The 23,416-nt window shown below is 60.2% G+C and carries 18 protein-coding genes and 1 pseudogene; 12 read left to right on the plus strand and 7 right to left on the minus strand.

Annotated features, from left to right (window positions below; translation table 11 throughout):
* Positions 1-154: 154 nt before the first annotated feature.
* The 6 genes from BBI10_RS22420 (at position 155) to BBI10_RS22445 (ending at position 10,352) form a co-directional block, all read left to right on the plus strand.
* Positions 155-1,831: a fatty acid--CoA ligase gene (locus tag BBI10_RS22420; RefSeq protein WP_065991817.1), complete on the plus strand. Its 1,677-nt coding sequence runs from the start codon at positions 155-157 to the stop codon at positions 1,829-1,831.
* Between the two features lie 362 nt (positions 1,832-2,193).
* Entirely contained in the window at positions 2,194-4,116 is a 1,923-nt protein-coding gene (locus tag BBI10_RS22425) for a DUF1302 domain-containing protein (RefSeq protein WP_065991819.1), read from the plus strand.
* A 14-nt stretch (positions 4,117-4,130) separates the two neighbouring features.
* Positions 4,131-5,495: a DUF1329 domain-containing protein gene (locus BBI10_RS22430; RefSeq protein ID WP_065993153.1), complete on the plus strand. Its 1,365-nt coding sequence runs from the start codon at positions 4,131-4,133 to the stop codon at positions 5,493-5,495.
* A gap of 370 nt (positions 5,496-5,865) precedes the next feature.
* Complete coding sequence (locus tag BBI10_RS22435; protein WP_065991821.1) at positions 5,866-8,628, plus strand: LuxR C-terminal-related transcriptional regulator; 2,763 nt, start codon at positions 5,866-5,868, stop codon at positions 8,626-8,628.
* Between the two features lie 114 nt (positions 8,629-8,742).
* Positions 8,743-10,065, plus strand: a complete 1,323-nt coding sequence (locus BBI10_RS22440) for a type II toxin-antitoxin system HipA family toxin (RefSeq protein WP_065991823.1) — start codon at positions 8,743-8,745, stop codon at positions 10,063-10,065.
* A complete protein-coding gene (locus BBI10_RS22445) occupies positions 10,062-10,352 on the plus strand; it encodes a helix-turn-helix domain-containing protein (protein WP_065991825.1) in 291 nt (96 codons plus the stop codon). Before BBI10_RS22440 ends, BBI10_RS22445 begins: the two co-directional genes overlap by 4 nt.
* A 24-nt stretch (positions 10,353-10,376) precedes the next feature.
* On the opposite strand, the gene BBI10_RS22450 is transcribed toward BBI10_RS22445, so the two are convergent.
* A complete protein-coding gene (locus BBI10_RS22450) occupies positions 10,377-11,576 on the minus strand; it encodes an HD-GYP domain-containing protein (protein WP_065991827.1) in 1,200 nt (399 codons plus the stop codon).
* Positions 11,577-11,999: 423 nt separating this feature from the next.
* Between BBI10_RS22450 and BBI10_RS22455 the strand changes: the two genes are divergently transcribed.
* Entirely contained in the window at positions 12,000-12,701 is a 702-nt protein-coding gene (locus BBI10_RS22455) for an OmpA family protein (RefSeq protein ID WP_065991834.1), read from the plus strand.
* Positions 12,702-12,767: 66 nt separating this feature from the next.
* Here the strand turns inward: BBI10_RS22455 and BBI10_RS22460 are convergent, their stop codons facing one another.
* From BBI10_RS22460 to BBI10_RS26865, 3 genes and pseudogenes are all read right to left on the minus strand, one after another.
* A complete protein-coding gene (locus BBI10_RS22460; RefSeq protein ID WP_065991836.1) occupies positions 12,768-13,667 on the minus strand; it encodes an acyltransferase in 900 nt (299 codons plus the stop codon).
* Positions 13,668-13,748: 81 nt separating this feature from the next.
* Positions 13,749-15,842: a phosphate acetyltransferase gene (gene pta, locus BBI10_RS22465; protein ID WP_065991837.1), complete on the minus strand. Its 2,094-nt coding sequence runs from the start codon at positions 15,840-15,842 to the stop codon at positions 13,749-13,751.
* Positions 15,843-15,936: 94 nt separating this feature from the next.
* Positions 15,937-16,298, minus strand: a pseudogene (locus tag BBI10_RS26865) (DUF3565 domain-containing protein).
* On the opposite strand from BBI10_RS26865, the gene BBI10_RS22470 reads away from it, so the two are divergent.
* From BBI10_RS22470 to BBI10_RS22480, 3 genes are all read left to right on the plus strand, one after another.
* Positions 16,267-16,752, plus strand: a complete 486-nt coding sequence (locus tag BBI10_RS22470; protein ID WP_065991842.1) for an FKBP-type peptidyl-prolyl cis-trans isomerase — start codon at positions 16,267-16,269, stop codon at positions 16,750-16,752. The pseudogene BBI10_RS26865 and the gene BBI10_RS22470 sit on opposite strands and share 32 nt — an antisense overlap.
* Positions 16,753-16,866: 114 nt before the next feature.
* Positions 16,867-17,349, plus strand: a complete 483-nt coding sequence (locus BBI10_RS22475) for a glutathione peroxidase (protein ID WP_065991844.1) — start codon at positions 16,867-16,869, stop codon at positions 17,347-17,349.
* Between the two features lie 124 nt (positions 17,350-17,473).
* Complete coding sequence (locus tag BBI10_RS22480) at positions 17,474-18,577, plus strand: NADH:flavin oxidoreductase (RefSeq protein WP_065991846.1); 1,104 nt, start codon at positions 17,474-17,476, stop codon at positions 18,575-18,577.
* A gap of 132 nt (positions 18,578-18,709) precedes the next feature.
* Here the strand turns inward: BBI10_RS22480 and BBI10_RS22485 are convergent, their stop codons facing one another.
* Positions 18,710-19,876 (minus strand): glycosyltransferase family 4 protein, encoded by a 1,167-nt coding sequence (locus BBI10_RS22485; RefSeq protein ID WP_065991847.1) that lies wholly within the window; start codon positions 19,874-19,876, stop codon positions 18,710-18,712.
* 169 nt (positions 19,877-20,045) lie between these two features.
* A complete protein-coding gene (locus BBI10_RS22490; protein WP_065991848.1) occupies positions 20,046-20,351 on the minus strand; it encodes a hypothetical protein in 306 nt (101 codons plus the stop codon).
* Positions 20,352-20,555: 204 nt separating this feature from the next.
* On the opposite strand from BBI10_RS22490, the gene BBI10_RS22495 reads away from it, so the two are divergent.
* A complete protein-coding gene (locus tag BBI10_RS22495; RefSeq protein WP_065991849.1) occupies positions 20,556-21,188 on the plus strand; it encodes a hypothetical protein in 633 nt (210 codons plus the stop codon).
* Between the two features lie 79 nt (positions 21,189-21,267).
* On the opposite strand, the gene cysZ is transcribed toward BBI10_RS22495, so the two are convergent.
* A complete protein-coding gene (gene cysZ / locus BBI10_RS22500) occupies positions 21,268-22,023 on the minus strand; it encodes a sulfate transporter CysZ (RefSeq protein ID WP_065991850.1) in 756 nt (251 codons plus the stop codon).
* A gap of 384 nt (positions 22,024-22,407) precedes the next feature.
* On the opposite strand from cysZ, the gene trxB reads away from it, so the two are divergent.
* Entirely contained in the window at positions 22,408-23,370 is a 963-nt protein-coding gene (gene trxB, locus BBI10_RS22505; protein WP_065991852.1) for a thioredoxin-disulfide reductase, read from the plus strand.
* Positions 23,371-23,416 lie beyond the last annotated feature (46 nt).

Raw genomic sequence — 23,416 nt, forward strand, 5'->3', positions numbered from 1 at the left:
ATTCTTTATATCGGTCCAGAATTTCCTAGGCCAAGTTGGTTTTTTTTAGGCACCTCAGACCAACAATTCATCCCTTCGGCTGATCCGATCGACGCGCCCAGGCCCTACAGTGCATATTTTCAAGCCCGCACCTGCACCGTGAAAAGGGATTCCTATGCTGCACACCCGCGTGATTCCGCCCGCCGAAGGGGCGTACCCGTACCCTCTGTTGATCAAGCGACTGCTGCTGTCCGGCGTGCGCTACGAAAAGACCCGTGAGATCGTTTACCGGGACCATTCGCGCTATTCGTATCAAATGCTCAACGAGCGCATCTGCCGGCTGGCCGGTGCGCTGACCGCGGCGGGGGTCAAGGCGGGTGACACCGTGGCGGTGATGGATTGGGACAGCCATCGTTACCTGGAATGCATGTTTGCCATTCCAATGATTGGTGCGGTGGTGCATACCATCAACGTGAGGCTGTCGCCCGAGCAGATCCTGTTCACCATGAACCACGCTGAAGACAAGCTGGTGCTGGTCAACAGCGAGTTTGTGCCCCTCTACAACGCCATCGCCGGGCAACTGACGACGGTGGAAAAAACACTGTTACTGACCGATACCGATGGCGCTACCACCGACCTGCCCAACCTGGTCGGTGAGTACGAAGCGTTGCTGGCCGCGGCGAGTCCGCATTATCAGTTCGAGGATTTCGACGAGAACTCGGTGGCGACCACGTTCTACACCACCGGCACCACGGGCAACCCAAAGGGGGTGTATTTCACCCATCGCCAGCTCGTGCTGCACACCTTGGCCGTTGCGACGATCATGGGCAGCGTCGAAGGCATCCTTGGCGGCGACAAGGTTTACATGCCGATCACGCCGATGTTCCACGTTCATGCGTGGGGCGTGCCGTATGCCGCCACCATGCTGGGCGTCAAGCAGGTGTACCCCGGCCGCTACGACCCCGAGTTGCTTGTGGCGCTGTGGCAAAAGGAGAAGGTCACGTTCTCGCACTGCGTGCCCACCATTATGCAGATGGTGCTCAACGCCAAAGCCGCCCAGGACATGGATTTCACCGGCTGGCACATCATCATCGGCGGCAGCTCGCTCAATCGTTCGCTGTACGAAGCGGCCAAGGCCAAGGGCATTCAGCTGTCTGCGGCCTACGGCATGTCCGAGACCGGGCCGTTGGTGTCGGTTGCGCACTTGAACGACGACCTGATGGCCGCCAGTGAAGACGAACGCACCACGTACCGAATCAAGGCCGGGGCGCCGGGCGTGCTGGTCGAGGCAGCGATTGTCGATGGCGAGGGCAACTTTCTGCCATCCGACGGCGAGACCCAGGGCGAACTGGTGCTGCGTGCGCCGTGGCTGAGCGAAGGGTATTACCGCGAGCCGGAGAAGGGCGCCGAACTGTGGGCCGGCGGCTGGCTGCACACCGGTGACGTGGCGACGCTGGACAGCATGGGCGGGATCGACATTCGCGACCGCATCAAAGATGTCATCAAGACGGGGGGCGAGTGGGTGTCTTCGCTGCAGCTGGAGGATCTCTGCAGTCGCCATCCCGGTGTCCGTGAAGTGGCTGTGGTCGGCATCGCTGATCCGCAGTGGGGCGAGCGCCCGTTTGCGCTGTTGGTCGCCCGCGAGGGTCACGTTCTGGATGCCAAGATCCTGAAAGAACACCTCAAGCCGTTTGTGGAACAGGGGCACATTAACAAGTGGGCGATTCCGAGCCAGATCGCCCTTGTTACCGAAATTCCCAAGACCAGTGTCGGCAAGCTCGACAAGAAGCAGATCCGCCAGAACATCCTCGAATGGCAGGGCAGCAACAGCGCTTTCCTCTCCACGCTCTGACGCTTTCCTTCGCGGCCATTTTCATCGTTCATTGCTTTGAAAATGTGCCGCGAAGGCTCTACTCCGGCGTCTTCCTTGCCAATTCTTCTTTTTCAGCCATGCTCCCCCTGCGATGTGATTGGCCACTCTGGCGTCGGCGTGCCAGAGGTGTTGGCGCTGTAAATCACACTTTAGAGGGATCAAGCAGCAGCACCTGCTGGCTATAGTCGGCAGTAGGTTGGTACCGGAGAAAAGCGCATCGATCGTTTCGCAGTTGATTGGCTGCCCGATCAGCGTTGACACCAGGCACTGCGGCCCGTCCGCCTGAGTCGTTTCCGGAAGCACCCACTGCCATAAAAATAAAAGCACATGGAGTAGCGTCGATGACATCAGCTAACCAGTTCTGGCGCCGGGCTAAATTGCCCTTGGCCGTCAGCCTCGCTTCCACGCTCGCCGGCCCTGCATTCGGCGTCAGTTTCAATATCGGAGAAATCGAAGGCAACTTCGACTCGTCGCTCTCAGTAGGGGCAAGCTGGTCCACCCAGAATGCCAACAAGAACCTGATCGGCTCCAACAACGGCGGTCACGGTCTTTCGCAAACCTCCGACGACGGTCACTTGAACTTCAAAAGCGGAGAAACGTTTTCGAAGATCTTCAAGGGCATTCACGATCTCGAACTGAAGTACGGCGACACCGGTGTGTTCCTGCGGGGCAAGTATTGGTACGACTTCGAGCTCAAGGACGAAGGCCGCGACTTCAAGGACATCAGCGATTCCGGCCGCAAAGAGGGCGCCAAGTCTTCAGGTTTCGAGCTGCTCGACGCTTTCGTCTATCACAACTATTCCATTGCCGATGAGCCGGGTTCGGTGCGTCTGGGCAAGCAAGTCGTCAGTTGGGGTGAAAGTACCTTCATCCAGGGCGGCATCAACAGCATCAACCCGGTCGACGTGTCCGCGTTCCGGCGTCCTGGCTCGGAAATCAAGGAAGGCCTGATTCCGGTCAACATGTTCTACCTGTCGCAAAGCCTGACCGAAAACCTGTCGGCAGAAGGCTTTTACCAGTTGGAATGGGACCAGACCGTCGTCGACAACTGCGGCACCTTCTTCTCGCAACCGGACGTCATCGCGGACGGCTGCAACAGCAACCTTGCCGTGCTGCGCACCCGCGACAGCCTCAATTCGGCTCTGCCAGCCGCGTTGCGTGGCCCCGTTCAAAGAACGCTGGCAGCGCGCGGCGTGAGTTTCGGCAGCCCTGACGAGGGCGCCGTGGTTGCCCGCGGCCCTGATCGCGATGCCCGGGACAGCGGCCAGTACGGCCTGGCCATGCACTATAACTTCGAGCCGCTGGACACCGAGTTCGGCGCTTATTACATGAATTACCACAGCCGTCTGCCGATCTTCAGCGGCAAGGGCGGGCCGGCGAGCGCCTACAGCGCAGCGGGTCTGGTGGGCGGTCTGGCGGCCAATGGCGTTCCTCGGGGTGTTGCTGCGGCCCTCGCGCCAACCCTGTTGCCCGTCGTGGTCGCCGGCAACTCCAGTTACTACGTTGAATACCCGGAAGACATCCACCTGTTCGGCCTGAGCTTCTCCACCACCTTGCCCACCGGCACGGCGTGGAGCGGTGAACTGAGCTACCGCCCGAACGCACCGGTGCAGTTGAACACCACCGACATTCTGTATTCCGGCCTGTCGCCGCTGAACTCGAACGTGTCGCTGCTGCAGGGCGCACCCGGCCAGGACCAGAAAGGCTATCGCCGCAAGGAAATCAGCCAGGCGCAGACCACTTTCACGCACTTCTTCGACCAAGTGATGGGCGCCGAACGTCTGACCGTGGTGGGTGAGGTCGGCTGGACCCATGTCGGCGGTCTGGAAAGCACCTCGAAACTGCGTTATGGCCGCGACCCGAGCTATGGCCCTGGCCCACTGCCGGGTGGTCAGTGCCAGACCCTCAACGCCAGCACCCTGGGCGCTGCCGCGCAGAACAACCTCAGCCGCTACTGCGAAAACGATGGCTTCACCACCACCGATTCGTGGGGTTACCGCGCCCGCGCCATCTGGGATTACAACAACGTCTTCGCCGGTGTGAACCTGCGCCCGAGCGTGGCCTGGTCCCACGACGTCGACGGCTACTCGCCGGGTCCTGGCGGCAACTTCGAGGAAGGTCGCAAGGCCGTGAGTCTGGGCCTCGACGCCGAGTACCAGAACACCTACACCGCCAACCTTTCCTACACCAACTTCTTCGACGGCAAGTACACCACCGTGGACGACCGCGACTTCGTAGCACTCAGCTTCGGCATGAACTTCTAAGGACAATAATGAAAATGAAAATCACGAAGGGTCTGTTGCATGTGGGCGTGTTGGGGCTGTCGTTGCTGGCGACCAGCGTGATGGCGGCGGTGTCCGACGCCGAAGCCGCCAAGCTGGGCACCACGCTGACGCCAATGGGCGCGGAGAAAGCCGGCAACGCTGCCAACACCATCCCGGCCTGGAGCCCGATGCCGACCAACGCGGGCGCGGTGGACGACAAAGGTTTCCTGGCCAACCCATACGCCAGTGAAAAAGCGCAGTTCACCATCACGGCGCAGAACGTGGATCAGTACAAGGACAAACTTGCCCCGGGCCAGTACGCGATGTTCAAGCGCTACCCGGACACCTACAAAATGCCGGTTTACCCGTCCCACCGTGGCGCCACTGTGCCGGCTGACGTGTTCGCTGCGATCAAGAACAACGCCACCAGGACCAAGCTGGTGGGCGGCGGTAACGGCCTGGAGAATTTCGAGACCGCGGTGCCGTTCCCGATCCCGAAAGACGGCCTCGAGGTGATCTGGAACCACATCACCCGTTATCGTGGCGGCAGCGTCTCGCGTCTGGTCACCCAGGCCACGCCGCAGACCAACGGCTCGTTCAACCCGGTGTACTTCCACGATGAGTTCGTCTTTCGCGACAAGATGAAGGATTTCGATCCAAAGAATCCGGGCAACATCCTGTTCTATTTCAAGCAGGAAGTGACGGCGCCAGCGCGTCTGGCAGGCTCGGTGCTGCTGGTGCACGAAACCCTCGATCAGGTCAAAGAGCCGCGTGCGGCGTGGGTCTACAACGCCGGGCAGCGTCGTGTACGCCGTGCGCCGCAAGTGTCCTATGACGGGCCGGGCACCGCCGCCGACGGCCTGCGTACTTCCGACAACCTCGACATGTTCAACGGCGCGCCTGATCGGTACGACTGGAAGCTGATCGGCAAACAAGAGATGTACATCGCGTCCGACAGCTACAAGCTCGACGATCCGAAATTGAAATACGCCGACATCATCAAGGCCGGCCACATCAATCAGGACCTGGCGCGCTATGAACTGCGTCGGGTCTGGCACGTGACCGCCACGCTGAAAGAAGGCCAGCGCCATATCTACGCCAAACGTGACTTTTTCATCGACGAAGACACCTGGCAGGCAGCGGTCATCGATCACTACGACGGTCGTGGTCAACTGTGGCGCGTGGCTGAAGCCCACGCCGAAAACTACTACGACAAGCAAGTGCCGTGGTACGCCCTCGAAGCCCTGTACGACTTGCAATCAGGTCGCTACCTGGCGCTGGGCATGAAGAACGAAGAGAAGAGGGCGTATGACTTCGGCTTCACCGCCACTGCCAGCGACTTCTCGCCCAACGCGCTGCGCCAGGAAGGCGTGCGCTAACGGCTGACCGTACAAGCGGAGAGCGTGCAATGTTGATCACAGCTACAGCGCACTGAAGTCCTCCGCTGTCTTACCCTATGGCTGATCCCCATGGAGCAGAAAGGAAACACTCCGAGCGATCGGGGTGTTTTTTTGCCCGCGCTGACAGAGTCCCGCCTTCAGGCGACCTGCGCAGCGATCCTTTGCCACATGCCGCATTCCCCCGACGGCGCCGAACGTACCTCCCCGGACATATAAACCAACATTCGCCCTGTTGATGGGATACGTTTTCTTACAGTCTTTCGTCTAACAATGTTCAAAAGGTTCCCCATAGCCGCTAGTCTCCCGACATCTGAACGCCGAACAACAAGCACTCCAACAAGAGCCGGCCATGACTGATCTGTCGCGTTTGCAAGGATTCGCAAATCACGCCGTCACTGCGTTGGAAGGCCGTTTCTTCCGTCCGCCATTGCCTGAAGGTTATGTATCGAGACCTCGATTGTGCGAGCGGCTGAGTGCGGGTCTGTCCGGGCGCCTCTTGTTGGTCAGCGCGCCGGCCGGGTTCGGTAAAAGCTCACTGGCGGTGGAGTTCTGCGAGAGCCTGCCCGATCAGTGGCAGAACCTCTGGCTGGGTCTGAGCCACCGGGACAGCGACCCGGGCCGTTTTCTCGAACGTCTTCTCTGCGGTCTCCAGCAGTTTTTCCCCCAACTCGGCGCCCAGGCGCTCGGCCTTCTGAAGATGCGTCAGCGTCACCAGCCGTTTGCCTTCGAAGAGTGGCTGGACGGTTTGCTGGACGAACTGGCGATGCACCTGATGCTGAGCAAACCGCTGCTGCTGGTGCTCGACGACTATCACTTGGTGCAGGGCCCCGTGCTGGATCGCTGCCTGCAATTTCTGCTCAATCATCTGCCTGCGGGCATGAACATCATGGTCACCAGCCGGCAGAGGCCGAACTGGCACCTGGCGCGGCTGCGGCTGTCCCGTCAATTGCTGGAGTTGTCCGAGCAGGACCTGCGTCTGACCGACGACGAGTCGCTTGCGGTGCTGGATCCGCAGCGCCATGGCTTGAGCGATGAAGCACTGCACGCCTTGCTGCAACGCAGTGAAGGTTGGGTGGCCGGCCTGCGATTCTGGCTGCTGGCGGCCAACGAAGCGGGGAGTAACGCGCTGACCCAAGGGCTCAACGGCGGGGAAGGGCTGATCCGTGATTACCTGCTCGAAGAGGTCATTGATTGCTTGCCTGCCGACGTTCAGGCCTTTCTCTATGAAACCGCGTGTCTGGAGCGCTTCAGCGGCGCCCTGTGCAATGCCGCACGTGACAGTCATGACAGCGATGAGATGCTTGGGTACCTGCAAGCCCATCAGGTGTTTCTGGTCCCGCTGGACGAGCATGGCCGCTGGTTTCGCTATCACCATTTGTTTTCTGACCTGCTGCGCGCGCGCGCCGGACCCAGTGTCACACCGCAACAACGGCGCGTGCACCTGAATGCCTGCCGCTGGTTCAGCGACCAGGGGCTGCTCGACGAAGCCATTGAGCAGGCGTTGCGCGCGGGACATCTGGATGTGGCGGCCAATCTGGTGCAGAACCTGTCCGAAGAACAACTGCTTGCCGAGCAAAACGTCGGCATGCTGCTGCGCTGGAAAATGGACTTGCCCGACAGCCTGCTGGTCAGCACGCCGCGTTTGATCGTGCTGTACGCCTGGGCCCTGGGCCTGGCGTGTCAGCTGGACGCAGCCGAGGAACTGGGCAACCACCTCAGTCGATTCCTGCCGGCCCCTTCCGCGACCGCGCAAAATTCAATGCTGGCCCAGTGGCTGGCGCTCAGCGGGATCATCGCCCGAGGCCGCGGCGACAGTGAAACGGCCCGACGTTATTGCAGCGAAGCGTTGGTCAGTCTGCCGCCCAAGCGGTACGGTCAGCGTTTGCTGTGCCTGTCGACGCTGGCGAATCTGGCCATCGCCGATGGAGATTTATGGCGCGCCCGGGCGCTGAACCGTGACGCCCTGGAGTTGGCGCAACGGGTGGCCAATCCGTTGTTTGAAGCACTGGCGCACTACGACCGGGCCCGCACGTTGCAGGCCCGTGGCGAAACGCTTCGCTCGATGGAGGAGGTGCGCCAGGGCTTAAGACGTTTGAACGGCCTGTCTTCACAAAAGTTATACGCGGTGCGCGCGCGACTGACGTTGTACGAAGGTTATCTGCTGGTGCAGTGCCTTCAACCGGAGGCAGGCCGTGAGCGCTTGAGCGCCGGACTCGCCGAGGCGCGCGCCTGCCGTGACATCAGCGTGCTGATCGGCCACTGCGTGATTGCCGGAATGGAGGGGCGCGAAGGACGCTACGCCGAAGCCTTCGCCGAGCTGGCCGAGGCCGAGCGGCTGATGCACATCTGGGACGTACCGCCGGTTTATTACCTGGCAATGATCACCCTCGCGAAATGCGAGCTGTGGCTGGCCCAGGGCCGTATCGACCTGGCCGACGCCTGGCTGCTGCGACTGGGACAGACCTATGGCGGCAATCAACCTGCCGCCGCCCCCGAATGCTCGCCGCAACTGCCTCAACAGATCGAAACGCTGCGGGCGGTTCTTGACCACGTTCAGGGCCGTACCGAAGAGGCGATGGCGCGGCTGCTCAGTCTGGTTGAGTACGCCCGGCGGATCGGCGCAGGACTGCTCGGACTCAATGCGCTGAGTCAGCGCATCCTGTTGTTGCTCGACACATCACGCGGGCCCGAGGCAGATGAGCTGTTTCAACAGAGCCTTCTGCTCGCCTCGGGCGGTGCGGTTCTGCCCTTCCAGCGCCTGATTCGTGGTCATCCCGACTGGCTGCGCGAGCAACTGCACAAACGCCCCCCATGCCGGCTGGTCGATTACCTGCTTCAGCAACTGCCTGAAGCTGCTCCCGGTCAGAGGCTGCCTTGCCTGCGCGTCACCCCTGAACCGCTCGGCTGCAACGGCGGCGACCACCTCAGCGCCCGAGAACTCAGCGTGCTGCAGTTGATCGCGCAAGGCTGTTCCAATCAGGAGATCAGCGAGCGCTTGTTCATTTCCCTGCACACCGTCAAAACCCACGCCAGCCACATCAACGGCAAGCTGGGCGTCGAGCGACGCACGCAAGCAGTGGCCCGGGCGCAAGAGCTAGGACTGCTGGGCTGAGCGATCGGCACTTAAATATCCTTTTCTTTCAAATACTACCCATTTTAGGCATTTAATTGCCTTTTATGCGCTCAGGCCCTAAGGTTTAGGCATTAAATTGCCGAGCGCCCTGTCATGCAGTTGACCCTCCAACTCTACCTGTCGGGACGATGGCACGATGCGATGCGTTTCGACATCGAGAAGCCAGAGTCAGGGCAGAACAGCCCGTGCAGCTTTGCGTATGAGCAGGCATTTCTAATTGACCACCTCGATGCGCTTGATCGTCCCACCTCGCCATCCGTAAGCGCTCGAATTCCACTGGGCTGGGATTTGTTCAGAACGGCGGGGCTGCCGGCGTTTTTGCATGACATCGTTCCCGCGGGAGCGGCACGCCGTTTCCTGCTGGCGCGTCTGGCAGTGCCTGAAGGCGAAAACACCCCGGCCGATCTGGTGCTCTTGCAGCGCTGCACCCCTGCGCCCGTCGGGCATCTGCGCATCAAGGAATCGTTCGAAGCTTTGCCCAAGGCCAGCAGCATCGGTTTTGACCGGGGTGAGGTCGTTGCTCGGGACAGCCGCTTTTTCGAATACGCGTATGAACAAGGCGCAGCCGTAGGGGGTGCGACGGGAGCGGGCGGCGAGGCGCCCAAGCTGTTGCTGGCCGAGGACACCGCAGGACTCATGCACCCTGATGCAACGCTCGCCGACAGCGAAGTCCGTCAACACTGGTTCGTGAAATTCTGTCGCAACAAAGGCAACGAGACGGATCGCACCATTCTCAGAAGCGAGTTCTGCTATTACCAGGCCCTCCAACGCATCGGTGAATACACCGTTCCCTGTGATGGCATGAGCCTTGAAGAGGCCCGCAAGCCCAGCCTGTGGATGAAACGCTTCGACCGCAGCGTCGATGAACAGGGCGTGCGCCGGCTGGCTGTCGAATCGGTGTACTCGCTCGCCGACATCACCCGCCCCGGCGCGTACATGACGCACGTGCAAGCCGTCGCCGCGCTGGCTAACGCCTGGTCGGCGAATGCTCAGCAGGGGGGCATCCCTCAAATGGTTGCCGAGTACGTAAGGCGCGACCTGATCAATCAGATTCTGGGAAACAGCGACAACCATGGGCGCAACACGTCGATCCTGCGCGATGAACAGCGACTCGCTCTGGCGCCGATTTACGACCTGGCGCCTATGGTCATGGACGACGAAGGCGTGACGCGCACCACCAAATGGCCTGACCCCATCGAACGCGCCGGCGAAGTGGACTGGCGTGAGGCCTGCCAGGCGTTATCCCCATGGGCCGACCCCGACGAATTGTTTGAGGGCCTCAGAACCGATGCCGAACGCCTGCGGGCATTGCCTGATTTGCTGAATGAAATGGGCTTGCCGCAAAAGACCTTGAATCATCCACGGATCAGGCTGGGGCAGCTGGATGCAACGCTCAAGGGATGGGGCCTGCGATGAACGACGACATACGCCAGCGCGGCATCATCCTCGACGAACTTCGGGAGCAGCTTTTGGACGGGACCGTTTCGATGGGCGCTGCCGTCAAACGGCTGCGGACCGAAATCACGGGATTGCGCCAGGAACAGTTCGCGCGCATGTGCAAAATCTCGTTGCGCACGCTGCGCCAGATCGAGCAGGACGAGGGGAATCCGACGGTGCAGACCCTCAACGCGGTGTTCAGACCCTTCGGCATGCAGGTCGGCATTATCCCGTTGCGACCCAGGCCGGCGGCGACCAGCCTTTGATGCATGATCGGCCCGACGGCACACTCAGGCGGCGGGCTGACCCGCCCACATGCTGACCACGTCCAGAAGGCCCCAGTCTTCAGCCAGTTCGAACTTGAGGATGCCATCGCTTACCGAGGGGCAGGCGAGGTTGATGACGTGCGGCTCGAAGGGCATGCGGGTCCGGGTAGACAGAAAAACCTTCACTTTCGGGTGCAGCAGGGACTTTTCATCCTGCTCGACCACCACGCCCAGACGCTCGCTTTTCAAACGAACCAACGCGCCCACGGGGTAGATACCGACGGTCTTGACGAAGTGCTGGAATACCGTCGCATCGAAGTGGCCTTTCCAGGATGCCATCTCGCGAACCGAATGCGCGGCGTCCCAGCCTTTCTTGTAGGGCCGGTCCGAAGTCACCGCGTCATAGACGTCACAGATAGCGCCCATTTTCGCCAGCAGACTGATCTCGTCACTTTTCAGCCCGTGGGGATAACCGCTTCCGTCGATTTTTTCGTGATGATGCAGGCACACGTCCATCACCAGTCGGGTCACCCGCTCGCAGCCCTGGAGGATTTCCAGACCGGCCTGCGGATGGTGCTTCATGACTTCGTATTCTTCGTAGGTGAGGCGATCAGGCTTATTGAGAATGGCCGAGTCGATCATCATTTTGCCGACGTCATGCATCAGCCCGGCGACGCCGGCTTCACGCACCTGATCCTCGTCCAGCTCCATCTGCCGCGCGAGCGCAACCATCAATGCGCACACCGCCACCGAGTGCATGTAGGTGTACTCATCGGTCGTCTTCAAGCGCGACAGGCTGATGAGTGCGTGGGGGTGGCGCATCACGGACGTGGCAATTTCCTCCACCAACAGATCGACGTCTTCGGTGTTCATCGCCCGGCCCATGCGGGCATCGCTGAACATGGTCATCACTAGCGCTTTCGCGCGCCCACAAATCAGGCGCGCGCGGGCCAGTTCCATTTCCAGGCTGCACGGCGCAGTTTCGGATGGGTCGGGACACTCAGGGAAGATCTGTTCGGCTGGCGAGCTGTCGGCAGGGCTTTTGCCAAGATGGGTATCGATCCAGACTTCACGGGTCGACGCCTGAATGTGCCGCAACACCGCGTCGTCGCTGAGTTCGCGTTCGACGTGCGCGGTCCAGAACGGATCGTTGATCCGGGGGCGGCAGAACTCGTGGATGTACATGCCCAGCGTGAGGTCGGAAACGGGGATTTTTCTTAGCATAGAGTCAGCTCTTGCGCGGTTATACAGCGCTGCCTTACCTGAAAGTGAGAGCGATCTTTGTTGAGTGCTTCATCACTGCGCTTTCCAGTACTTGCGCATTGCCAGTATAGGAAAGCGCTGGAGAAATTAAACCCTGTTAAATTTTGAGTGCATTAGGGTGGCGCTGCCATAAACGCATCTGCATCAATGATTTATGTAGATTCTGGGCAACCACCAAGGTTCGGATCAGTCAATAAATACGATGAACAGCATGTCAAAAACGCACCTAAATATTTGCTTTTGTGAGTAAAGTAATGCGGCCTTTGGTCGTGCACTGGCGGTTCAGCCCGCGTTAAGGAATTTTTGACGGGGTGCATGCTCTAATTGCTCAAATCGTCGGCCTTTATGTTTGGCCGTAGAAAAGCAAAACAGGAGCTCTCCTTGATGTTGACCTTTCGCCGTTTGATCATTGCTGCCACCGCACTGACCGTGCTTTCCGGATGCGCAACGCAGAACCCATACGACAATCAGGGGCAGGCGCAGAACTCCGGCGGCATGAGCAAGACCGCCAAGTACGGCGGCCTGGGTGCATTGGCCGGCGCCGTCGCCGGTGCTGCCATCGATCACAACAACCGTGGCAAAGGTGCGCTGATTGGCGCTGCCGTAGCAGGCGCGGCATCTGCCGGTTACGGCTACTACGCCGACAAGCAGGAAGCTGCACTGCGCGCCAGCATGGCCAACACCGGCGTTGAAGTTCAACGTCAGGGCGACAACATCAAGCTGGTGATGCCGGGCAACATCACGTTTGCCACTGATTCGTCGGCCATTGCCAGCAGCTTCTACTCGCCACTGAATAACCTGGCCGGTTCGCTGAAGCAGTACAACCAGAACATGATTGAGATCGTCGGCTACACCGACAGCACCGGCAGCCGTCAGCACAACATGGACCTGTCGCAGCAGCGCGCCCAGAGCGTCGCGACCTACCTGACCTCCCAAGGGGTTGATGCGGCTCACCTGTCGGTGCGCGGTGCCGGTCCTGATTCGCCGATCGCCAGCAACGCCGACGTCAACGGTCGCGCCCAGAACCGCCGTGTTGAGGTCAACCTCAAGCCGATTCCTGGCCAGCAATACCAACAGCAGCAATAAACGCGTGACGTGAAACCAAAAACCCCGGCCAGTGAGCCGGGGTTTTTGTTTGTGGTTTACAAGCGTTCAGCCTGGATACCGCTCATGCATCTGCGCGAGCAACGCGTCCTTGTCTTCCCATAGCCGATTGATCCACTGCTGAAACTCCAGGCGGTAGGCATCGTCCTGGTCGTAGCTTTTGCCAATGAACTGCGGCGGGATCTGCACTTCTTCGAAATGCGCGACCACTTCGCGCACGTTGCCGCAGAGCAAGTCCCAATACCCTGGCCGACCGGCCGGGTAATGAATGGTCACGTTGACGATGGATTCCAGCTGCTCGCCCATGGCGTCCAGCACAAAGGCGATGCCGCCTGCCTTCGGTTTCAACAGATAACGGAATGGCGAGTTCTGCTGTGCGTGCTTGGCTTCGGTGAAGCGCGTGCCTTCGACGAAGTTGAAAATGCCCACCGGATTGTTGCGAAACTTCGCACAGGTGCGGCGGGTGGTGGCGAGGTCCTTGCCTTTCTTTTCCGGGTGCTTGGCCAGATAAGCCTTGCTGTAGCGCTTCATGAACGGAAAGCCCAGCGCCCACCAGGCGAGGCCAATCACCGGCACCCAGATCAGCTCCTGCTTGAGGAAGAACTTGAGCGGGCGGATGCGCCGGTTGAGCACGTACTGCAGCACCATGATGTCAACCCAGCTCTGGTGATTGCTCGTCACCAGGTACGAGTGCTGATAGTCCAGCCTGTCCAGCCCACTCAGGTGCCAGCGGGTGTGACCGATCACGTCCATCCAGACGTTGTTATTGCTGATCCACGCTTCGTGGATGTGGCTCATCAGCCAGTCGGTCACCTTTTGCGCGGCCGGGAAGGGCAGGCATAGCTTGAAGATGGCAACGACGAACAGCGGCGTGCAGCAGAGAATTGTGTTGAGCGCCAACAGCAACGAGGCGATGACGCCGCGCAAAGGGGCGGGCAGGAAATCCATGTGAATCGAACTCCGGGGGGCAGTCGGCCGCCGGTGGGTCCCGGCGGGGTTATTGTGGGCAAGCGATATTGCAGCGCAATGTTATTGCGGCAACGTGGCCGCCTGAATCGCCGTCAGTGCAATGGTATAGACGATGTCGTCGACCTGAGCGCCGCGCGGCAGATCATTGACCGGCTTGCGCAGGCCTTGCAGCATCGGGCCGAGGCTTACGCAGTCCGCACTGCGCTGCACCGCTTTGTACGTCGTGTTGCCGGTGTTCAGGTCCGGAAACACGAATACATTGGCGCGACCCGCCACCGGGCTGTCCGGCGCCAGTTGCCGGGCGACGTGCTCGTTGGCGGCGGCATCGTATTGCAAAGGCCCGTCGATCAACAAACCACGCTGGGTCTCGCGCGCCAGTTGCGTGGCCTCTCGTACCTTTTCCACTTCTTCGCCGCTGGCGGAATTGCCGCTGGAGTAGCTGATCATCGCCACCCGCGGTGACAGGCCGAACGCCACGGCCGAATCCGCGCTCTGCACGGCGATCTCCGCCAGCTCGGTGGCGGTCGGGTGCGGGTTCATGATGCAGTCGCCGTACACCAGCACCTGCTCCGGAAACAGCATGAAAAACACCGATGAAACGAGGGTGCAGCCTGGCGCCGTCTTGATCAGCTGCAAGGCAGGCCGAATGGTGTTGGCGGTCGAATGGATCACCCCCGACACCAGCCCGTCTACTTCGTCGAGGGCCAGCATCATGGTGCCGATCACCACCGGATCCTCCAGTTGCTGCTCGGCCATCGGCGCATTGAGGTTTTTGCTGCGGCGCAGATCCACCATCGGCCCGACATAGCGCTCGCGGATCTGATCCGGATCGAGAATCTCCAACCCCGGCGGCAGTTCGATGCCATGGGCTCGCGCGACGGCGTTCACTTCTTCGGGCTTGGCCAGCAGCACGCAGCGGGCAATGCCGCGGGCCTGACAAATGGCCGCCGCTTGCACGGTCAATGGCTCTGCGCCTTCGGGCAGCACAATACGTTTGTTTGCCGCCTGGGCGCGCTGGATCAGTTGATAGCGGAACACTGCGGGCGACAGGCGCATCTCACGCGGCGTGCCGCAGCGCTGATGCAGCCAGTTGGCATCGAGGTGGCTGGCGACGAAATCGGTGATGATCTCCGCGCGTTCGCGGTCATCGATGGGGATTTCCTTGTTCAGCTGATTGAGCTGCGTCGCGGTCTCGTAGGAACCGGTGCTCACCGACAGGACCGGCAACCCGGCCTGCAGTGCGCCTCGGCACAGGTCCATGATGCGCGGATCGGGCAGGGTGTCGCTGGTCAGCAGCAGTCCGGCCAACGGCACGCCGTTCAGCGTCGCCAGGCTCACGGCCAGAATGATGTCATCACGATCCCCCGGTGTGACCACCAGCACGCCCGGCTTGAGCAGTTGCAGCGTGTTGAGCACCGTGCGGGCGCAGATGATGATCTTCGACATGCGCCGCTGTTCGTAATCGCCGGCGTTGATCACTTGCGCACCGAGCAGGTCGGCGACGTCACGGGTGCGCGGTGCGTTCAGGTCTGCCTGAAACGGAATGCAGCCGAGCAGGCGGAAATCACCGCTGCGCAGCAGTGGCGAGTGCTCCTTGAGCCGTGCCGAGAAGGCTTCCATGCTCTCGTCGGTGCGGACCTTGTTGAGGATCACACCGAGCACCTTCGGATCTTTCGGGCCGCCGAACATCTGCGCCTGCAGCTCCACGCGGCCGGAAAGCTCGGTCAGCACTTCGTTTTCCGGGGCCGATACGAGAATGACTTCCGCGTCCAGCGCCTTGGCCATGTGCAGGTTGACCCGCGCCGCGTAGCTGGCGCTGCGTGTCGGGACCATGCCTTCTACGATCAGCACGTCGCGGCCAATCGAGGCCTCTTGATACAGCTGGATGATTTCTTCCAGCAGCTCGTCGAGCTGGCCTTCGCCGAGCATGCGCTCGACGTGGCTCAACCCCAATGGCTTGGGCGGCTTGAGGCCGTGAGTGCGGGCGATCAGTTCAGTCGAGCGTTCGGGGCCCACGTCCCCGGGATGAGGCTGAGCGATCGGCTTGAAAAAACCAACCTTGAGCCCGGCACGCTCCAGGGTGCGCACCAGCCCCAGGCTGATGGACGTCAGGCCCACACCAAAATCTGTGGGCGCGATAAAGAAAGTCTGCATGCGGGCTTCTCGAAAATGAGCAGTGCAAGGGTCATGGCGCTATGAATTCAGCCATCGGACCGGATAAACCAGGACGCTGTTCAGTCGCAGCGTCTCAAGGGGGCCCAAGGTTATCGTTATCTGACCCCGACGCGCACCAGCCGCAGTGAAAGGACTGGCCGATTGTTGCCTGGCGCTGCGCCGGATCAAGCACCCAGGACCGGGATTGCCAAGGCGGGTCGTGGCGCAAATGCTGGGTGTGACCGCAGGACAGTTCAACCACCCAATGACCGTACTCGTCCTGAACAAAGCCGGTAATGATTGAATGGGGGGAGGGAGCTCTAGGGGATTCCAATCGGGGCCGTCCGTCTGAGTTGCGTTCGCTTTCGCGCGACTGCTTGGTTAGACTTGGCCGCTCATATCTATTTGCAAAAGGTCTCGCCCCATGCCGATCGCCGCCAACAAGGCTGTCTCCATCGACTATACCCTGACCAATGACGCTGGTGAGGTCATCGACAGTTCTGCCGGCGGCGCGCCGCTGGTTTACCTGCAAGGTGCAGGCAATATCATCCCGGGTCTGGAAAAGGCACTGGATGGCAAGGAAGTCGGCGACGAACTGAAAGTGGCCATCGAGCCTGAAGACGCGTACGGCGAATACTCCGCCGAACTGGTCAGCACCCTGAACCGCAGCATGTTCGAAGGTGTCGACGAACTGGAAGTCGGCATGCAGTTCCATGCCTCCGCTCCGGACGGCCAGATGCAGATCGTGACCATCCGTGATCTGGACGGCGACGACGTCACCGTCGACGGCAACCACCCACTGGCCGGTCAGCGCTTGAACTTCGATGTGAAGATCGTCGACATCCGCGATGCCAGCGAAGAAGAAGTGGCCCACGGTCACGTGCACGGCGAAGGTGGTCATCACCACTGATTGTCCTGCTAAGCTGAGTGAGCTGGCCAGGCGTCCTCGCGGTCTTGTGAAAACATTTGTTTTTGCAGTCTGACAGGGCGCCTTTTTCGGCCAAGGGTTTCTAGGGGAGTCGTCATGAGTGTATTTCACGAGCTGAAGTTGAAGGCTCTGGATGGCCAGGAGCTACCCCTCGCGCCGCTCAAGGGCAAAGTGGTTCTGGTGGTCAACGTCGCGTCAAAATGTGGCCTGACCCCGCAATACGCCGGGCTGGAAACCCTGTACCAGAAGTACAAGGATCAAGGCTTCAGCGTTCTCGGGTTGCCGTGCAATCAGTTCGCTGGTCAGGAGCCCGGTACTCAGGAAGAGATTCAGGCGTTCTGTTCGCTGAACTACGGCGTGACCTTTCCGCTGGGCGACAAGCTGGACGTCAACGGACCGCACCGGCATCGGCTGTACCAAATGCTCGCAGGCGAAGGCGCCGAGTTTCCCGGGGACATCACCTGGAATTTCGAGAAGTTTCTCGTCGGCAAGGATGGCCGCGTTCTGGCACGCTTCTCCCCAAGTACACTCCCGGATGACGCCAAGGTGGTGAGCGCGATCGAGAAGGCGCTGCCCTAGTATTTCGCTTTGCTGCGCGTCTTCTGAGCCTTAATCACTCCAGTCAATAGTGCTTCGTATCCCCTGCGCTTCGGCTCATTCTGTATGACCTTCATCATATTTCCAGAATGCCGAGGACGCCTGCATGCCTGCTCAAGCCTTGTTCAAACCCTTCCATATGGGCAGCCTCGAGTTGCCGACGCGCATCGTCATGGCGCCGATGACCCGCTCGTTTTCACCCGGCGGCGTACCCAATTCCAACGTCATCGAGTACTACCGTCGTCGTGCGTCTGCGGGCGTTGGTTTGATCATCACCGAAGGCACCACGGTCGGGCACAAGGCTTCAAATGGCTACCCCAACGTGCCGCAGTTCTTCGGCGACGCGGCGCTGGAGGGGTGGCGCAAAGTGGTGGAAGCGGTTCATGCAGAAGGCGGCAAGATTGTGCCGCAACTCTGGCACGTGGGCGCTGTGCGTCGGCTGGGCACTGAGCCGGATGGCACGGTGCCGGCCTATGGCCCGACCGAGAAGCTCAAGGACGGCAACGTTGTCGTTCATGGCATGAGCAAGCAAGACATCGACGAGGTCATCGCGGCGTTCGCCCAGGCGGCGAAAGACGCCAAGGCCATCGGCATGGACGGCGTCGAGATCCATGGCGCCCATGGCTATCTGGTCGATCAGTTCTTCTGGGAAGGCACCAATCAGCGCACCGACGAGTACGGCGGAGACCTCGCGCACCGCTCACGCTTTGCCATCGAACTGATCCAGGCCGTACGAGCAGCAGTGGGCCCGGATTATCCGATCATCTTTCGTTACTCGCAGTGGAAACAGCAGGATTACAGCGCACGGCTGGTGCAAACGGTGGAAGAGCTCGACGCCTTCCTCAAGCCCCTTTCCGACGCAGGCGTCGACATTTTCCACTGCTCGACACGGCGTTTCTGGGAGCCTGAGTTCGAAGGCTCCGACCTGAACCTGGCCGGATGGACGCGCAAGCTCACCGGTAAACCGACCATCACGGTGGGCAGTGTCGGACTGGACGGCGAGTTTCTGCAGTTCATGGTCAACACCGACAAAGTCGCTCAGCCCGCGAGCCTGGAAAACCTGCTCAAGCGTCTGGGTGACGAGGAGTTCGATCTCGTCGCAGTCGGCCGTGCGCTGCTGGTCGACCCGGACTGGGCCATGAAAGTGAAGGAAGGCCGCGAGCACGACATCCTGCCGTTCAGCCGCGAAGCCCTGGGCCGATTGGAGTGAAGGAAAGGGACTAGTGAAGGAAAGAAGTGCAAGAAAAGGGACTGCAAGAAAAGGGACTGATTTATTTACAGCGCTTCACCGTAAATTAATCTGTCCCTGACTGCACACATCGCTGGGTCGCTACTGTCCCGTTCACACCCCCAAAACAACTCCATCCCGCGTCTCGCTCGCAGCGCGCAAATAAGTCTCGAATGAGTCGATAATCCCGGCCCATCCCTGACGACTCGCGTGTTGCCGGGCATTCAGCCTGACCCGACGCAAGGTTTCTTCATCTTCCAGCATCCAGCGTGCGGCGTCGATGAACCCTTCCTCATCCCCGGGCATCGCCACCGCGCCATTGTGGCCGTGGCGAATATGTTGGGCCGCTGCGGCTTCGTCATAGGCGACCACCCCCAGCCCTGACGCCAACGCTTCCAGCACGACGTTGCCGAAGGTTTCAGTCAGGCTCGGGAACAGAAACAGATCACTCGACGCATAGTGCGCCGCCAGCGCATCACCGCGCTGGGTGCCGCAGAAGATGGCGTTCGGGAGCTGACGTTGCAGCGTCGGCCTGACCGGTCCGTCGCCGACAATCACCAGGCGCAGGTTTTTCTCGGGATAGGTGCTCACCAGTCCGTCAAAGGTGATTTTCAGCAGCGCCAGGTTTTTCTCCGCCGCCAGCCGTCCCACATGCAGGACTGCCGTATCGCCCGGTTCAAGGCCCCAGCTTTCACGTAGCGCACTCGAACGCTTCGACGGGTGAAACAACTGGCAATCAACGCCCCGGGACAGCAACTCCAAGCGCTCGAAGCCTCGGCGTTCGAGTTCGGTTTTCTGCGTGAAGCTGGGCACCAGGGTGGCGTTGGAGCGGTTGTGAAACCAGCGCAGGTAGGTCGTCAGCAGGCGCGTGACGAAGCTCAGCCCGTACTGCCGGGTGTATTGCTGGAAGTTGGTGTGAAAACCGCTGACGATGGCAATCCCCAGTCGCCGTGCGGCACGCAGCGCCGACAGCCCCAACGGGCCTTCCGTGGCGATATACAGCACGTCCGGACGATTGCGCTGCCATCGACGCAGGAGTTTGTGCATCGACGACTGCCCCCACTGCAACCCGGGATACCCCGGAATCGGCCAGCCACGGCACAACATCAAATCCTCCCCGGCCGCGCGCAGCTCGTCCTCGCTTTGCCGTGGCCGAATCACCTCAACCCGATGCCCCCGCAGGCGCAGACCGTCGCACAAACGGCTGAGCGTGTTGGCCACGCCGTTTATTTCCGGGGCATAGGTTTCGGTGATCAGGGTAATGCGCAGGGATTTACTCATGACATCAGTTTCTGAGGGGGTCGTTGCGCTTGTGTGGCGGTTCAGTGATGGATTTGTGACTGCAAATGACTGGCCGGGATTTGAAATTGGCGTCGCTCGAACCTGACCGATTTGAGAGCGACATCCGACCCGGTCAGGTTCGAATAAGACTGCGGTGACACGGGACGCGTCAGCCACCAACAGCGAAGGGCACAAGCCTCGACTCGCCGGTGCGTTCAAAGGCAGCCGGTTCTGGCACGTAATGGGTCTGCACCGGGTTCAGGCTGGTCAGTTGCAGGCGCGAACGGGGTTCTGCGGGCCTGGCAAGGTTCGCGGATTCAGCTTTGAGGGTGTTCGAAACGAACGGCTGAGTCGCCTGCGCCAGTGCCTGCATGAACGCAGGGGCATGGGGTTCCGGCTTCTTCTGTCGGGCCATTACAAAGGACGCAGGACTGACAGTGGTTTTGATCAGGGTGTTCAGTGGGGTTGAATCCATGGGCATATAACTCCTGCTGATGAACACGCCGGGCGATCGAACGCGGCGGCAAATGCTCGCCCGGAGTGGGCATGCCCATGGTTAAACAGGAAGGCTGTGGGACGTGGCGAATACTGTCGTAGGAATCGTCCTGATTTTCTCAAGGTTGATTAAAAGAGTGTTTCCGCCTTTAGCATGCGTCGCCTCACTTCTGGAGGAAACACTGTGTCCGAGCAATTCAACGCGCCACCTGTTGCCGATTTGACGGCTTTGCCTACAAGCGGCCCGCCGTTTTATACCGTGTCGCTGGTCAAGCTGACGGTGATGATGTTCATCACTTGCGGGTTGTATGGGCTCTACTGGTATTACAAAAACTGGTCGCGGTACAAAGCGTATTCGGCGAAACCGATCTGGCCGGTCCCGCGCGCCATTTTCGGACTGATTTATATGCCGTTCATGTTTGGCAAGGTTGACGCTTTGCTGAAAGAGAAAGGGCAGCGGGGGATGCCTTATTGGGGCACGCTTGCGGCAGGTATGATTCTTCTGGCACTCGCCCCGTCACTTGTTGTGTTCGTCCACAACATCGCAACAGGTTCGAAAGGCGTCGCTTCGGCAGGCCTTGGGCTTATCCCGCTAGGGATATCCGTCATTTCGACGTTCGCACAGTTCCTGATCATGCTCAGAGTGCAGTCGTTCATTAACCAGCTGAACCGCGACGCCGAGGGTAACTGCAAGTGTGGTTCTACCTTCGGTGAAGGTGTATGGGCGATGCTGGGCTTAATGTGCTGGGTCGTTGTGATAATCATCGTTGTCATGATTGAAGCTATCAGAATGTATTTTTCCAGCCGTGGCCTTTAGCCAGATGAGCGAGTGGCTACACTGATAGAACCCCTGCGTCTCACACAAAAAAGGCCTCACTCGAGGCCTTTTCTCTGCATCAGCGAATGCGCTCCGCCAGCGTCTCCGCACCACGCTCCCTCACCCAGAACAACGTCGCTCCTGCCACCGCCGCCGGCATCATCAGGATGTTGACCACCGGTATCAGCAGCACCAGATAAACAATCCCACCGAAACTCATGCTTTGCCACCGTTTGGCACGCAGCCAGGCGAGCATGTCTTGCCAGCTCATTTTGTGGTTATCGGCGGGGTAGTCGATGTATTGGATAGCCATCATCCACACGCCGAACATCAGCCACAGCGGCGCGGCGACAAGGTTCACCACGGGGATCCACGAAAGGATGAACAGGCCAATGGCGCGGGGCAGGAAGTAGCCCAGTTTGCGCATTTCCCGGCTCAGGGTGCGCGGCACCATTTCCACCAGCTCACCCCAGCTGAAGGCAGGAAAATCGTCCGTCCCGCGCAACACCACTTCCACCTTCTCGGCGAGAAATCCATTGAACGGCGCGGCGATGATGTTGGCGATCATGGTGAAGGTGAAGAACACCATCAGCGCCACAAGCACCACGAACAAAGGCCACAGGATGTAGTTGAGAAAGCTGAGCCAGCCGGGGAGGGTCGGCATGAAGGAGTCAACCCAGAGCCTGAATTCGTGGCCGGCGAAGTAGATCATGGCGCTGAACAGCACCAGATTAATAACCAATGGCAGCAGGACGAATAAACGCAGGCCGGGGCTAAGGACCAGTTTCAGGCCTTCGCGCAGGTATTGAGGGCCAGACAGGACGGGTGCAGGCATGTGTGCCTCCAGGCAGTGATATCGCGCCGACCTTACCGGCTTTGCGACGAGGGCGGAAGCGCCGCTGCAGGTGCGACATTCGCTGAAACAATCGTGCAGCGATAAAGTCTATGCAGGACTGCATGTGCAAAGCGGAGGACGCACATAGGGCTGGCCTATGAGCTGGATTGTGAAACGATATTTCCTTAATCTTCTCCGCCCCGATAAGCTTGCGGCCAACTTTCACCGTTGCTGTGCCCCGAGTGGCAGCTTCTCGTTTTCAGGATCGGCGGGCGCCCCGTGTAGCCACAGGCCCCGTCAGTCCCAACCCTCTCAACCGGTACGCCGGTTCAGACCCAGTGACTCCGACCACGCGTAACGATGGCCGGTCAATAGGAGTGTGTCATGTCTGATGTACGTCATTCGCGAGTGATTATTCTCGGCTCCGGCCCTGCCGGTTACAGCGCTGCAGTCTATGCCGCGCGCGCCAACCTCAAGCCGTTGCTGATCACCGGGATGCAGGCGGGCGGTCAATTGACCACCACCACCGAAGTCGACAACTGGCCGGGCGACCCCCATGGCCTGACCGGCCCGGCCTTGATGGAGCGTATGCGTGAACACGCCGAGCGTTTCGAGACCGAGATTGTGTTCGATCACATCAATGCAGTGGATCTGGCGGGCAAACCGTTCAGCCTGAAAGGGGACAACGCCACTTACACCTGCGACGCGCTGATCATCGCCACCGGCGCCAGCGCCCGTTATCTGGGTCTGCCGTCCGAAGAAGCGTTCATGGGCAAAGGTGTGTCGGCCTGCGCGACCTGCGATGGTTTCTTCTATCGCAACAAGCCGGTCGCCGTGGTCGGCGGTGGCAACACGGCCGTCGAGGAAGCCCTGTACTTGGCCAACATCGCCAGCAAGGTCACCCTGGTTCACCGTCGCGATACCTTCCGCGCCGAGAAGATCCTGATCGACAAACTGCATGCACGTGTTGCCGAGGGCAAGATCGAGCTCAAACTCAACGCCACCCTGGACGAAGTGCTGGGCGACAACATGGGCGTGACCGGTGCGCGCTTGAAGAACAATGACGGCACCCATTCAGAAGTGACCGTCGACGGCGTATTCATCGCCATCGGCCATACGCCGAATACCAGCTTGTTTGACGGTCAGTTGGCGTTGAAAGACGGCTACATGGTCGTTCAAGGCGGTCGCGAAGGTAATGCGACCGCCACCAGCGTTGACGGTGTTTTCGCGGCCGGCGACGTGGCGGATCATGTCTACCGTCAGGCAATCACCTCGGCTGGCGCAGGCTGCATGGCTGCACTGGACGTTGAGCGCTACCTGGACGGCCTGGCGAACGTTTCGTTCTGACCTGACCTCCAGTTGCAAAAAAACCGGCTCATTGAGCCGGTTTTTT

The organism is Pseudomonas graminis, assembly GCF_001705435.1.
Lineage (GTDB): Bacteria > Pseudomonadota > Gammaproteobacteria > Pseudomonadales > Pseudomonadaceae > Aquipseudomonas > Aquipseudomonas graminis_B.